The 13,962-nt window shown below is 35.3% G+C and carries 14 protein-coding genes and 1 riboswitch; all 14 genes read right to left on the bottom strand.

The window, feature by feature from the left end; translation table 11 throughout:
- Window positions 1-141: 141 nt before the first annotated feature.
- Entirely contained in the window at window positions 142-960 is an 819-nt protein-coding gene (locus tag I0Q91_RS07920; RefSeq protein ID WP_270453917.1) for a CsgG/HfaB family protein, read from the bottom strand.
- Between the two features lie 57 nt (window positions 961-1,017).
- Window positions 1,018-1,536: a hypothetical protein gene (locus I0Q91_RS07915; RefSeq protein ID WP_270453916.1), complete on the bottom strand. Its 519-nt coding sequence runs from the start codon at window positions 1,534-1,536 to the stop codon at window positions 1,018-1,020.
- Between the two features lies 1 nt (window position 1,537).
- Window positions 1,538-1,861: a hypothetical protein gene (locus tag I0Q91_RS07910; protein WP_270453915.1), complete on the bottom strand. Its 324-nt coding sequence runs from the start codon at window positions 1,859-1,861 to the stop codon at window positions 1,538-1,540.
- A gap of 54 nt (window positions 1,862-1,915) precedes the next feature.
- Window positions 1,916-2,347, bottom strand: a complete 432-nt coding sequence (locus I0Q91_RS07905) for a curli assembly protein CsgF (protein WP_270453914.1) — start codon at window positions 2,345-2,347, stop codon at window positions 1,916-1,918.
- Between the two features lie 105 nt (window positions 2,348-2,452).
- Window positions 2,453-3,133: a hypothetical protein gene (locus I0Q91_RS07900; RefSeq protein ID WP_270453913.1), complete on the bottom strand. Its 681-nt coding sequence runs from the start codon at window positions 3,131-3,133 to the stop codon at window positions 2,453-2,455.
- Window positions 3,134-3,242: 109 nt separating this feature from the next.
- On the bottom strand, window positions 3,243-4,049 hold the full coding sequence (locus tag I0Q91_RS07895) for a hypothetical protein (protein ID WP_270453912.1): 807 nt from the start codon (window positions 4,047-4,049) through the stop codon (window positions 3,243-3,245).
- Window positions 4,050-4,074: 25 nt separating this feature from the next.
- A riboswitch (cyclic di-GMP riboswitch) is annotated at window positions 4,075-4,162 on the bottom strand.
- Between the two features lie 174 nt (window positions 4,163-4,336).
- Window positions 4,337-4,897 (bottom strand): porin family protein, encoded by a 561-nt coding sequence (locus I0Q91_RS07890; protein WP_270453911.1) that lies wholly within the window; start codon window positions 4,895-4,897, stop codon window positions 4,337-4,339.
- A gap of 18 nt (window positions 4,898-4,915) precedes the next feature.
- Entirely contained in the window at window positions 4,916-9,052 is a 4,137-nt protein-coding gene (locus tag I0Q91_RS07885) for a GLUG motif-containing protein (protein ID WP_270453910.1), read from the bottom strand.
- Between the two features lie 56 nt (window positions 9,053-9,108).
- Window positions 9,109-9,645 carry a hypothetical protein gene (locus I0Q91_RS07880; RefSeq protein ID WP_270453909.1) on the bottom strand — a complete coding sequence of 179 codons (537 nt, stop codon included), beginning with the start codon at window positions 9,643-9,645 and terminating at the stop codon, window positions 9,109-9,111.
- A gap of 212 nt (window positions 9,646-9,857) precedes the next feature.
- Entirely contained in the window at window positions 9,858-9,992 is a 135-nt protein-coding gene (locus I0Q91_RS07875) for a hypothetical protein (protein WP_270453908.1), read from the bottom strand.
- A 179-nt stretch (window positions 9,993-10,171) separates the two neighbouring features.
- Window positions 10,172-10,798 carry a YczE/YyaS/YitT family protein gene (locus tag I0Q91_RS07870; protein ID WP_270453907.1) on the bottom strand — a complete coding sequence of 209 codons (627 nt, stop codon included), beginning with the start codon at window positions 10,796-10,798 and terminating at the stop codon, window positions 10,172-10,174.
- A gap of 174 nt (window positions 10,799-10,972) precedes the next feature.
- A complete protein-coding gene (locus tag I0Q91_RS07865; RefSeq protein ID WP_270453906.1) occupies window positions 10,973-11,455 on the bottom strand; it encodes a hypothetical protein in 483 nt (160 codons plus the stop codon).
- A 115-nt stretch (window positions 11,456-11,570) separates the two neighbouring features.
- Entirely contained in the window at window positions 11,571-12,563 is a 993-nt protein-coding gene (locus I0Q91_RS14435) for a tocopherol cyclase family protein (protein WP_270453905.1), read from the bottom strand.
- Window positions 12,564-13,113: 550 nt separating this feature from the next.
- Window positions 13,114-13,962, bottom strand: an 849-nt coding sequence (locus I0Q91_RS07855) for a carboxypeptidase-like regulatory domain-containing protein (protein ID WP_270453904.1), incomplete at its 5' end; no start/stop codon positions are given.

Below are 13,962 nucleotides of genomic sequence, written 5' to 3'. Positions count from 1 at the left end.
CTTTAAAATAACTGATAAATATTAGATAATACTTCAAAAAATCATCCAAAAACAAAAAATAAGCTCCCTCAAGGGGAGCCAGCATCAAAAATCTATTTTATCAACTTTTTATATTTTTAAAAACCATTATAAAGCTTGCCTTTAAATGGCTCCACTCTCAGCCATCTTAAATACAGCTTCCTCAAGCAGTGTTCTAACTACCATATTAATTACTTCCTGCTTGCCCTGGCCAGTTTCAAATTCGACTACATTATCACCCATAAATGAAAATGCCTGAAGACCAACCTTCTCACCAAGGATTTCTCCTTTCAAACTCTCTGACCAGACGACTTCAGCTGTTGTCGTATCAACAAGCCTGACATCAATAGCTGTTGTCGCTCTGGCATATTCACTTGTGCCACCGAGACCTCCAATTGATAAACCAGTCCCACCGGTACTTTTATCAACCTGATACTCTGTAACAGCCCCCTCGATAATATAATCAGTTCCTGTTAGTTCGCCTAATTCAGGGCCCTCACCAAATGCAAACCGATCATTGGATTGAAGATTCTGCTCATTCATAAAATCATTAAACCCGGCACGACTGATAACCTCAAACTGCCTCGACCTTTCTAGAGCAGTAATCATCATATCAGTGGCTCCCTGGGTTACAACTGAAGCCCCCATATCCTTTACCTGACCTGTCTTATCTTCAATTTTATAAACTGCAATAGCAGGCTTGTCTTCCCTCTCAGGTAATGAAGCTAAAAGCTGGGTAGCAACAGTAACATTAGGGGTTGAGCTCATAATCTCATCAGATTGCTCTAAAATCTCACCCATAATAGCTTCAGCCTCTTCAGGAGATAAATCAGCAATCTCCTCACTGGATAACGCAGCCGCTGAACTCATATTTATTAAAAGGCCGACCATTAATAAAACTAGTAAAGCCGGTATAAAGTATCTTTTCTGCAAAGTCTTCATAAATACAACCTCCCTTGTGAGAAATAATCACTAAATTTATTAAAATATCAAGATATATTAAAATCCAATCTTAAAACCAGTTGAGAAATAAACATTTATATCATCAGAATCTTCTCCTGAATTAATAACCTTAGCTTCAACAAATATATTTTCAGTGATATTAACTCCAGCAAAAGCCTGATAATCAGCCTGAGAATCAATAGCTCCACCGGCACCGAAATATACTAACTCATGAGGTTCAAAGGCTAATGAGATAAAACCAGAAAAATCACTGGCAGCTCTTATATAATAGGCCTCAGTAATAAGCTTTAATGGCCTACCTCCTAAATCAGTTAACTGATTTTCAAGTCTGACTCCAGGGTTCATCATATTACTGCCAGATCTAAAATTAGTAAACGAGAATCCGAATTGATGTCTGGCAGGAAGTTCAGCTTCATGCCCCTCCTGCTCTAATCTCTGGGAAGCTGCAATCAATTCAAGCCTTGTTTCAAGATCATCTTCAGCCCTAACTGGGAAAACTATTAATGAAAATATCAAAAGGATAAAACCTGTAATATATAATAATCTTTTATTCATTTTAATCTGCCTCCTCATTATTACTACCTGACTGATTGATAACAGCAGTATTTCCACTACCCTGCTGAATTATAGCTGCTCGATTATTTTCACCCTCCTGTTTAATGCTAAAATAATTATCCTCATCTCTCTGATAAATTAAGAAGAAATTATGTCCCCCCTCTTGATAAATAAAACCCTGCCAGTCCAAACCCAGTGAGATAACAATATTAAACTCTTCATCTATCTCATAGACCACGCTGCTGTATTCTAATTCCAGGGCCTGGATGTCAGTAGCGCCAATTATTATAATTGAAATAAAAATAATTAAAATCAATTTGTTCATAATCATTCACCCCGGAATTTATTGATTAATAAAACTTATCTAAAATCCTCCACTCTAAAATTCTCCACCTAACCATTCATCAGAATAACTGATAGTTGTACTCTCTCCGGTAATTATATTAACAACATCTAAAGTAACTTCGCCAGTTAATTGATCTTCAGAAATAGTAATTTCAAGGTCACCAACCTGATAACTGCCTTCAGCTGGGCCTTCAGCATCTTCATCTCTAATTCTTTCAATTATGCTTCTTTGAATACTGCTTATCATTCTCCGCTCAAACTGCTCCTGAAATCTTTCTAATGGATCAACCATTTCTTCAACCATTCCAGCCTGAGTTTCAGCTATATTCATATTAACCTGTCTGGCATTGGGATTATTAAAGCTTTGAAAACTCCAACTCATAGTATAATTCAATGCTCCAGCTGTACTAACAGCAGTAAAAATAAATATCAATACAAATAGAGTTATTAATCCATATTTTTTCATCTCTAACCCTCCTCGTTTCAGTAAGTATTTCCAAAACCGCCACAGGCATGCAAAATGCATCTCTTGCAGCGATTTTGGAAATAAATTAAATCCACACAATTATTTCTACCAGTTAAAACTAATATCAAGGTCAAGCCCATTGCCATTTTGCGTAATACTGGCCTGATTATTGTCACCGAATTGAGTGATTGATGCTTTATTATAATTTCCTACCTGCTCAATATCAGCATTATTATCATAGCCAAATTGGCCAATACCAGCAAGGTTTTTATTACCATCCTGTTTTATACTGGAATCATTGCCATGCCCTAATTGAACTATACCGGCAAAGTTCTCATCACCAAATTGATCAATAGTTGAATTATTATCATTACCAAACTGTTTTATTCCAGCCCAGTTACCTGAACCATGTTGATCAATTCGACCATAATTTTCATCGCCTTCTTGATAGATAAAGGCAATCGGCTCAAAATCATAGTCCCAGTGATAGTCATCACCTGGATCACCATTACCAGGTCTACCATTTCCTGGTTCTCCATTCCCGGGATCACCAGGGATAAATGGATTTAAATTGCCAGGAAATTCATCTCCACCAGGAAACTCAAATCCAGGTCCGCCACCAGGACCAATAATACCTGGAGGTCTTTCATCAACCTGGCCTGGAGGGCCGTCTCCATCCGGGCCCATGCCATTACCATTTGGAGCAGCATATATTAAATTACCAGTCAAAACAATTGCTACTGCAACAATTAAAGTAACAATCATTATTCTTTTTAAATTGACCATTAGAACACCTCCCGATCAATACAATCTAGAAGAAGCAGACTGAATATATCTCCTTCTATATTCAGCCTGCCTCCTAAAATCAATTAGTTATTGTTAAATAGTCTATTATTTAATTTGATTGATTTATATTAGCATCATTATTATCGCCATCTTGGAAAGTAACAGCTGATAGTCCAATAGCGTCCTGCTCAATAACTGCTGCATTTAAAGTACCAAATTGAGTAGCTTTAGCGTAATTATCTTCTCCATCCTGATCAATTAAAACTCCATTTCTATTAGCAAGTCTTTCGCCGCCACCCTGAGTTACATATGCTTCATGGCCATCACCTTTTTGTTCTACTGTTGCATAATTGAAATAAGTTCCCCAGCCTTGATATACGTCAACAAAATGGTCATTACCCTGTTGTCTAGTTCTAATTCTATTCAAATCACCATATTGAGTAATATCAGCTTCGGAACCTGCTCCACCAAACTGACTTACACGAACAAAACTGTCTGTAGCATTTTGATGAATGTTAGCAATCATATCGTCTCCATCTTGACCAACACCAGCATAATTATCTTCTCGCCACTGCTCTATATTGGAGAAGTTATTCATACCTCTCTGACCAACAACAGCCATATTATTGTCACCCATCTGGTCTACAAAAGCTTCACTATTTTCACTGGCTCCTACTGGTTCACCAGGAAGTGTGATTTCTATACCCTGACCTATAAAAGCATGGTGATCACCATCCTGATCAATAGCAGCGGTATCATTATTACCAAGTTGCATTATTTCTGCATTGTAATCCAATTCTAAATTAAAATATGGGGAAGTATCTACATACCATGGACCATTAGTGTGAGCGCCCACCATAGTTGTCATGCCTAATACAAACACCAACGCCAAACCTAAAATTAAAGCTTTTCTCATTTTCAATTCCTCCTCTTTGGAATTTAGTTTTTTTGGCCGGTTTCACCATTAGCTCCCCACCACCCTTTACAGGTGACCAAATTGGATGATAGATCATTGCTTCCAAAGAGTAAATTATTTAATCTATATATAATATACCAACTTACTATGTTTTAGACAATAATAAGCAAAGTTCTATTCTCATAGAACAGCTTTTATCATCAAATTGTAGCCAGGTTTACATAAAAAAGAGCCCCCTAATTAAAGGAGACTCCCTAAGTAACTATTTTCTTATTTAATATATTATATTAAAAGCTAAAGAATGCTCCCAGCCCTACTTCTAATCCAGTCAGATTAACATCAGCATCTTCAAACTCCAGTGGTCGAAAATTCAAGTTAACGCTAGCTCCAAATCCACCAGCAATCTCAGCCTCAGCTCCCATTCCGCCTTTTATGCCAAGTCCACTAATCGATTCGTCAGCAAAATTTCCAAAATAATAACCAATATTCCCCTGAGCATAAATTCTAAGTAACTCAAATTCATCAGTCACTATCCTGGCCAGATCATATTCAAAGTTAGCTGTAATAGCATTCAGCCCAAGATCCTCAGCAAAATAACGCTCATATCTCCCTGTTACAAAGAGGTTATCATCAATTGGAACTCCAGCCCCACCATAAAAATGAAAGCCAAGATTAGTATCTTCAAAGGTCGCAAGATTAGCCCCAGCAATAATCTTTGTATCCTGAAGTGGAATCTCAGCCGGTTCATCAGCGCTCACCGAACCGGCCAGTAATACAACCATCATTAAGACCCCGGCCATTACAATCTTCATGTCATACCCTGTTATCCTATCAATTTTTGCGATCATATTATCTTCCTTTCGAAATTATTGATCATTCTTTTCTATAATTTCAAAGTCTTTTATTATGTTTTCATATTCGACTTTAACTTCTATATCAAACTTTTCCCCTTTCCCTTCAGTTTGATATTCAATTTCATAATTATAAGCTAAACCATTTTTTAATTGAACAGATAAACTATGATTAGCACCACTTTTAACTTCAAAACTATATTTATATTCTTGTTCTTCCTCATTTATATCAATAGTTGAATAATTATCTGAACCTCCATCAAGTTCTATTCTAATGATACCTCCATTATCAGAGTCTTCACCTTCTATTTCACTTAAATCAACAGTTCCCTCAATTTTCAAGTCTAAAGGTTTGACCTCTATTGTATCTATAGGTTTATTAATATCTTCTACACCTATTAGATTAATTTCATCTTCATCTTCAATATCAATACTATCAATAAAAACATCATAATTATCATTTTTTAGAGGAACATTCAATGTTTCTTGTTGAACAACAATTACTTTGCCACCTTCTTCTATATCACTGTTTTTAAACTCAAGTATTATATGGTCATCTTCTAATATTTGATCTCCATTTCTGTCTTCTTTATCTTCGAATGGATTTTTTATATATATTTCATTTGTGTTATCATCATCAGTTTCTTGGTAAAAGTCATACAATTCTTGTAGACCTTCTATTTCTATTATAAACTCAAACTCCACATCTACTGCAGCAGCATATACTTCCTCTGGATTTGTATTTACTGAACTATTATCAATATTAATTTTTGGTTCTGTTGGACTGGATTCTCTTTCAACTATAATTTTATATTCTTCTGTTACTGAGCTATTCTCTGCAGTAACCAATATATTTATTTCCGTTTCATCACCTGGATCATTCAAATTAACTCTAAATTCTTCTTCATTATCAACTTGAAATGATTCTTCTTCATCTACAGTAACATCAATTCTACCTAATTCATCAGAAAGTTCTGCAATTATATCAATATAGTCATGCTTATGACTTACAAATACTTCATATTCTTTTTCTTCATCATCAACACCAAATTCTGGATTAAGAACTCCCATCTCTTGATCTATATAATCAATACCATCTTCAATATCTTCAATTTCTATTTCCAAATTATTTAAATCAGCATCATCATTTAACTCATCAGTAATTGTAAATACTCCGTAAGCTTCATCATCATTAGTTTCAACATTTATTATAACTTCTTCATCAAAGTTTTCAATATACATTGCGTTAAATTCAATCACAAATTCACCATCAGCATTTCTAGCTAACTCAAAATCATCTTCAACTTCTATGATATCATCTTCTAATTCTAAAGAGCTTAAAGTAACCTCAATATCTTGAACAGTATTAATATCTCCTGTATTTGATATATAAACTATAATTTCCATTTCTGCTTCAGGTGTTTGTCTCCTCAACAATTCTCCATTTGGTTCAATGAAATCATCATTAATTTCAAAACCAGCAACTTCTAAATATCCATAACCTGTATTGTCTCCATAAGCACCTGTATTATATCCTATCAATATATCAACATTATCACCATCACTGTTAAGATCCAATGATTCATCAATACTATTATAAAATACTCCGCCAGGAATATCCCCAGAATAATCAGATCCAGCAGTATTTCTACCTACAAGACCACCAACTTCATCTATTCCAGTCAGGCCTCCTGTAAAATCACTATTCCTGACATCGCCATCTTCTCTATTATAACCAACAAGTCCACCTATATGATACTCCCCTGATATATCAACAGTATTTACAGAACTATTATTCACACCAGCTCTGTTTGTACCAACAACTCCTCCAATAGCATCAATTCCATTAACATTGGCATCAGCGACAGTTATATGATCAAGACCACCAACATCATATATGTTGTTTGCTCCAGCAAAACCACCAATAGAATCACCATCTCCAGAAACAGTTCCATCATAAAAAGAGCTATTTTCTATCAGACCTTCATTTAATCCAACAAAACCCCCGACTTTTTCAAAACCATCTATATTACCTGTTGCAGAACTTCCTCGAATACCCTGACTATTATTAAAACCTACAAATCCTCCAACTTCATAGACACCATTTACACTATCAATGTAAGCATAAGAGTCTTCAATAGTGCCATCAATATTACTGCCAACAAAGCCACCAACTCTAGCAGTTTCATCACCATTAAAATCAACAGTCCCTTCAAATTCTGAATTAATAATTGAGCCTTCATTAAAATTCTGTCCAACTAATCCACCAATATCACTAAAATTACCAGTAACAGTTGATGGATCTGCAAAAGTAACATTTTTAATCTTACCCATATTTCTACTGGCTAAAGTGCCAACAAATCTATCACCAGTTATATCAAAATTTGATAATCTTAAATTCTTTATCAAACCATCTTCACCAATCTCACCAAACAATCCACCACGGCCATCTCTATCAATTGTCAGGTTAGAAATCACATGATTTTGGCCATCTAAATGTCCTTGAAATTGAAAGTTTTCTGAGCCAATAGGGTGCCAGTCTTCTACATCATCCATATTTATATTACTGGTTAATATATAATAATTATCTTCGTTTCTTTCATCGCCTTCAGCATAACGAAGCATTCCACTTAATTGCTCGGCATTATCAATCTTATAAGGAGCATCTTCATCTCCGTCACCTTCAATATCTCCCGTATCCATTCCTAAAATATAAACTGTCAATTCACTTAATTCACTACCACTAGTATGCTCTATTTCATTGCCAAATTCTCTGGCATCAGATGTCGGGCTACCAACTGCAAACCTTCTGGCAGCAGGAATTCCAGCAAGTCCATCTTCAAAACCATGAACATTAACAGTATAAATATATTGCTCATCATCGCCAAGTTCTTCATAATCCAAGGAAATAGCAGCCGAAGCCCTAGCATATGGTGCATCTCCCTCCGCATTAACATCTTCATGTTCATCTGGATCTAAATATAAAGATGTAAGATTTGCTATAATCTCATCCTGATTGCCTGCAACTTCATGTGTTCTCGCATTCTGAAAATCTGTTTGATCATTTAATCTATAATAAATATCCATATTGTCTATCTGGCTTCCACTCATCTCATGTTCTCTATCAAAAATATTATTAAATGAATCAGATACATCATCAAAATCAAAACTTCTATCAATCCCAATATGATTAATTGTAAATAGTCTAGATGGAAGACCTCTCGTATATCCACTTGCCAATTCTAAATCAACCCAATCATCCTGATAATTACTCCTTAAATCCATAGTATACTTAGCAAGATAATCACTTTGAGATCTTGATTGTATAGAAGCTAACGCCGAAACTTCAGATTCTTCAAAATCCTCTGGTTCCTCTAAAACATCAAATTCAATTTCATTAGTATTTTCATCAAACTCATAATCAAGAGCTTTAGCTAAAACTCTTCCATGAGAATCCAGCAGTTTAATATCAGCATAAGCATAATCATCATACATTCCTATATCAAGTGATTTATCACCAGCTTCTAAATCATCTAAAGTCTTTATATATGACTGTTCTTCAATTTCATCATGCTCTAACACTTTAACAAACACTTGAAAAGTTCTTCCAAGTTGATCATAATCAACAAAGGTTAGCTCCAGGATATCAGCCATTGAAGATTTTTCAACACTTACATCCACAAAACTTCCTGATGGTCCTCCATCATTATCATTTTCATCGCCATTATCATTCTGATCATCATCCCTCCCAATACCTGGATCAACATCTCCATCTAATGTAAATTTGGTATTATCACTGCCATTATTAATTAACCTTGAACTAGATCCATATACTTGATGACCTATTTCAACAGTATTTTCTCCACGTAAATTTTTAATAGTCGCATAAATTACCGGCTCATTTTCTCCAACATCTTCGATACTATTTACTATCAGTTCATCTCCACGATTTAATCTTAACTGCCTTGCAATATCATTTAAATCATCTTCTGATAAATAACCACCATTATTTATTACAACTCTAATATCAGAATCATAATATGAGCCTGAGCTCCCAAAGTTATCGCTTACAGAATCACAACCTGTAAAAGCTAATAATAAAACGATTATAAAAGACATAAATAAAAATTTTTTAGTTGATTTTATATTCATTTTTTCCTCCTCTTGTTACCTTTAAGTCAAGTCTATTTTGATATATCAAATAAATATTAATTAGTCTTCTCTATCCTCACAATATAATAAACACTATCTTCTTTTACCAATTCAATTTCAAGATCATACTCAAGAACATAACTACTATCTATCTCATCATCATGAGGAACTTCATGGAAAGTCTTTTCAACTTCAGCTGTATATATAAATGAATCGTCATTATTATTACTAACTGATCTTTCTCTTAAATTAACTCTATTAATAGCAAACTCCTGAAAATAAACATCAACATAGCTACCTACATAATCCTCAACAGTTCTATACTCCTCAATACTCAGATCCCTACCATAAAAATCTCCATTTGTAACTATTATTATCTCTTCATCTGGATGAAGAGTGTTCCTCAGCATCCTGGGGTTCTGGTCTCTAATGGCAGTAAAATAAGATCGATCATACTGAGGCTCAACCCTCTCAGGAATTGAAAACTCAGAAAGTATATCAGTCGGATCACTGGTAAAAGGATTGTCACAACCAGCCAATAAAAAAACAGACAAAACTATTAGCATCAAAACAGGAATCTTATATCTTTTCATATATGTAATCTCCTTTTAAGCAATATTTATTTCATCTATTGTACTTATCGACATATATGCTCAAAATCTTCAGTATCATCAAAGTTGATTAACAACTATTATAGCCAATTATTAAACAATAAATCCTATATACTCCGATTTCCTACCCAACCCACAAAAAAACAAAAAAACTCCCCTGACAGTTCAAATAACTGCCCGGGGAGTTAATTAATTTAGATTAAATTTAAAAATCCATTAACAAAGCCATCACTCTGCTTTTCATTTATGACTTCTCGCTTAACCTTTTCAGCTTTTTCCTCAGTCGTCTTCTTTTCATAATTTGTAACCATTAATTTCATTGCTTCCATCAAATTCACCTCCACATTCAAACTAAATATACATGCAACTAATGTCGATTTTCTCGCAAAACTATATCAATTCGACATATAAACCACCACCAGACCTGCCGGTTACCCGACGGTTACCAGGTAGTATCTCTTTGCATATTTCACAAAGTCTGTACGCCAATTTGCAACACCATACGACATTATCTCCTTTTAATTCTTTCGACAAAATTAAACGCTGTCTGAGTCACAGGACCAACCGCCACAACACCGACAACAGTTCCAATTCCTAAAGTGGCGCCCATTAAAAAGCCTAAAGCACCAAAACAGAAATCCATCGACATCTTAACAGATTTCAAAGAAAAGTTAGTTCTCTCCTTCAATACCATCATCAGCGCCTCAATCGGTCCTTCTCCCATATTAGCAGAAACATAAATAGCAATCCCGCTACCAAGAGAAATAACTGCAGTTACAAGCATCAGATATCGATAAACCATTAAATCAGGGGTGATATTTCCAAACAACAAAAATAATCCGTCAAGATAAACCCCCACGAAAACTGCATTCAAGATTGTTCCTGGCCCAAACTTCTTGCCAGTCAAAAGCAACAACATCAAAACAATCCCAATATTTATTGCAAAAGTTGACTGACCAAATGAAAGCCCAAAGGTTGTTGCAACACCATCTATTAAAACCGTAATAGGGTCCGACCCCATCTGAGAATTGATAAATAGATAAATCCCTGAACTAATCAAAAATACTCCAAGCATTAAAACTCCAAACCTAAAGAAAAAATCTCTGGTAAAAACCCTGTTAATCTTATCAATCAAAAAATCACTCCTCTTAACAATATATCTTATAACTCATCATAAGTTAATAAATATTACATTGAAACTCATTTGAGCCTCAACCATTGTAATACCTATAAACTATATTGTCAAGGTATGATTTAACAATTAGCAGGATATACCAAAGATCCAGAATTGTCATACAAATACCATTTTTTAATCAAATATTATATCAGCCTCAGCAGTCGGACTAATCGACCCCTGAACCATAATCCTCAGTTTATATTCCCTGCCCTGTAACTGCTCTTCATATAGTTCGCGGCAAAGCTCATCATCAATATCATCATGCCCAGTTCCATCAATAAAATCCTCGCAGATATCAATCTCAAAACCCTCCTGGACCTCCACTCCAGGCACAACAAATGAACTCTCATTTATCTCAATTCTATCAGAATAAACTTCTTCATCTTGATTATCCAGTATCAGTACATCAATATAGTCAAGTTCAACACTGCCAATCCCGGAAGTCCTTAAAGTAACAGTAACTTCCTGCTCTAAATTATCCACGTCAAATCTAATCGGATTAGGATCAATCGACAGCGAAATATTTGCACTACATCCTGCTATAATAAATACAAATGCCAGCATACCAACAATTAAAACCAATTTCTTCGAATGTTGCCTGATTAATTCTCTCATTATTATATCCTCCTCTACGACATTATACTCTTAATACAATAATACCACAGAAGATCAACAAAAGAATGAGGAATACCTACCGAAAGCATAATCAGCCAGAAATAAGCTAACTAACTTAATCAACAATCATCTTCTGATTGGTCAGCTCCATTCCAGCATTTCTCCCAGTACCAGCAAAAATCACCTTCTCTGGCCCCTTATCAACCAACTCAACCTTTATTTCAGCAGTCAGACTCTCCTTAACATTCCCGATCATCTCATTCTTATAAGGCCCATATAAAAGCCCAGTCCCGGCATCAGCCCTGGTCTGAATACTCAGCCTGTAATTCTTATTAACCAGCTCCAGCAGAATATTATCACCATCATCAATTGTAAAGCAGTCTATTTTAGCCCGATTATAGCTAGTAAAACGATAGAGCTTATCCTGATGATAAAACCCAATAATGAAGCCCCGAAAATGACCTCTCAACCATGGAATAAGAGCAATTGAAGCCATCAAAGATGTACCACTCATCTCAAAATGATTCGACTGCATCCAGAGCCAGGCCTTAGGAAAAGATTTACCCCAATCCTTTTCCAGATAACCCCTGCCCCCAGTAAAATCAATCTCTCTCCCATCAATAACCAGTTTGCCCTCAATCTCATGATCAAAGCTCAAAACCCCGTGATAACATTCCATCAGCGGAATATAAGCATACCAGCCCATCGCACCTGGAGCAGTTAGCGATACCGGCCAGGGCTTATGCCCTGAAAAACTGAGTTCTCCCTTAATCCGCTGCCCTTCACCATCAATATCCAGGCTTATCCTATCTCTAGAAAAATAACTGCCAGCAAGTTCCAGCTCAAAAATATCTCCATCAGCCACAAACTCCTTAACCCCATAGCGATGGTAATAAGGCTCCATTTTAATCCCATCCAGAACCTGAATAAATGAATGACTCTTGCTCTCATCTTCACTGAGAAAAACCGCTGGAATAAACGCAAAAATATTCTCCCCATCTTTATCAACTATCTTGAAATACCAGCCCTCAAAGAAATCCTTCTCCTTTTTATGACCATGAAAAACCTCCGGCTTTAACACTCTTTTCAGATTAAATATAAAGCCCACCTCCCTTATCCCTATCCCAAAAATATATATTAGGACCAACCTTTTACACCTGACCAAATCATCAAAATTCACCTGTAAACTGTCTGCCATTGTTGATGCACTATGCAGATAATAAATCATTGTCACAATTTCAAAACAAATATATATTTTTGGAGATAACTAATCAACCTCTCTATTATTTAATTCATCATTATTAATCATATCATGTTCATTAAAATAATATCTATTAATATAATCCTTCTTTAAATAAAACTAAACGTAATTAGTATTAAAGCAACTTATACCATATGTACAAAGTCAAAAAGATATATATCTAAAATCATAAATTCTAGAGACCTTTAACATGAAAAGTTTTTTCTTATGATTATAATCCTGTTAAATTACTAAAAATGTAATGTTTTACCTGTTTTGCTATCACATTAACTTTTAAAAATAAAATTAAAAACCCCGCAGGGAAACTAATCCACTGCGGGATATTTATTCTTTACCTTTCTAATACAATGCAATAGTATTTTAAATAAAACCTAATATAACTTTTAAAATACTTCTATTATTCATCTAATGACATTCCATCCACAACAATTACATCTTCATCATATCCCATATACGTAACTTTGACTTGTCTTAAAGCAGTACCTTTTGGAATATCTTCTACTCTAATTTGGAAATCAAGTCCTCCCTGTAGTGGATAACCACTCACTGAATCCTCTGCATATAAAACCCAAACTATACTACTATTTCCATCTACAGTTAATTCAACTTTCCATTCATCTTTATCATCTAATCCCTCAACTCTATTACCAGAAGTATCCCTAACATTAAAGGTAATTGTGTCATTGCCTGGTGAAACAAACACATCACTTTTATCAATTATAGGAACAACTTTACCTTCTTCTACCATATTAACTGTTACAGTCTTATCTTCATCTACATCAACTGTTCCAGTAGCATCATCAAAACCAGCAGCCGTTACTGTATAGCCCCACTCCTGAGCAGGTACATCTTCAAATACAGTCTCGCCATCAGCGTCTGTAGTCTGTGAAGGTAATGGCCCAAGCTCTACTTCTGCTCCTGTTATTGGATTACCATCTCCATCAACTACTTCAAAAGTAACGTCATAGGCTTCGGTTACCATATTAACTGTTACAGTCTTATCTTCGTCTACATCAACTGTTCCAGTAGCATCATCAAAACCAGCAGCTGTTACTGTATAGCCCCACTCCTGAGCAGGTACATCTTCAAATACAGTCTCGCCATCAGCGTCTGTAGTCTGTGAAGGTAATGGCCCAAGCTCTACTTCTGCTCCATCTATTGGATTATTATCTCCATCAACTACTTCAAAAGTAACGTCATAGGCTTCGGTTACCATATTAACTGTTACAGTCTTATCTTCGTCTAC

Source organism: Halonatronomonas betaini (genome assembly GCF_015666175.1).
Taxonomy (GTDB): Bacteria; Bacillota; Halanaerobiia; order Halanaerobiales; family Halarsenatibacteraceae; genus Halonatronomonas; species Halonatronomonas betaini.
Note: the sequence above shows the minus strand (reverse complement) of the source record. Positions and strands in the feature narration are given on the sequence as shown.

Coding starts and splice junctions, on each gene's coding strand:
- I0Q91_RS07885 (WP_270453910.1), bottom strand. CDS start 9,052: ATGAATATAAAATCAACTAAAAAATTTTTATTTATGTCTTTTATAATC.
- I0Q91_RS07900 (WP_270453913.1), bottom strand. CDS start 3,133: ATGGTCAATTTAAAAAGAATAATGATTGTTACTTTAATTGTTGCAGTA.
- I0Q91_RS07920 (WP_270453917.1), bottom strand. CDS start 960: ATGAAGACTTTGCAGAAAAGATACTTTATACCGGCTTTACTAGTTTTA.
- I0Q91_RS07880 (WP_270453909.1), bottom strand. CDS start 9,645: ATGAAAAGATATAAGATTCCTGTTTTGATGCTAATAGTTTTGTCTGTT.
- I0Q91_RS07890 (WP_270453911.1), bottom strand. CDS start 4,897: ATGATCGCAAAAATTGATAGGATAACAGGGTATGACATGAAGATTGTA.
- I0Q91_RS07905 (WP_270453914.1), bottom strand. CDS start 2,347: ATGAAAAAATATGGATTAATAACTCTATTTGTATTGATATTTATTTTT.
- I0Q91_RS07895 (WP_270453912.1), bottom strand. CDS start 4,049: ATGAGAAAAGCTTTAATTTTAGGTTTGGCGTTGGTGTTTGTATTAGGC.
- I0Q91_RS07910 (WP_270453915.1), bottom strand. CDS start 1,861: ATGAACAAATTGATTTTAATTATTTTTATTTCAATTATAATAATTGGC.
- I0Q91_RS07915 (WP_270453916.1), bottom strand. CDS start 1,536: ATGAATAAAAGATTATTATATATTACAGGTTTTATCCTTTTGATATTT.
- I0Q91_RS07875 (WP_270453908.1), bottom strand. CDS start 9,992: ATGGAAGCAATGAAATTAATGGTTACAAATTATGAAAAGAAGACGACT.
- I0Q91_RS07865 (WP_270453906.1), bottom strand. CDS start 11,455: ATGAGAGAATTAATCAGGCAACATTCGAAGAAATTGGTTTTAATTGTT.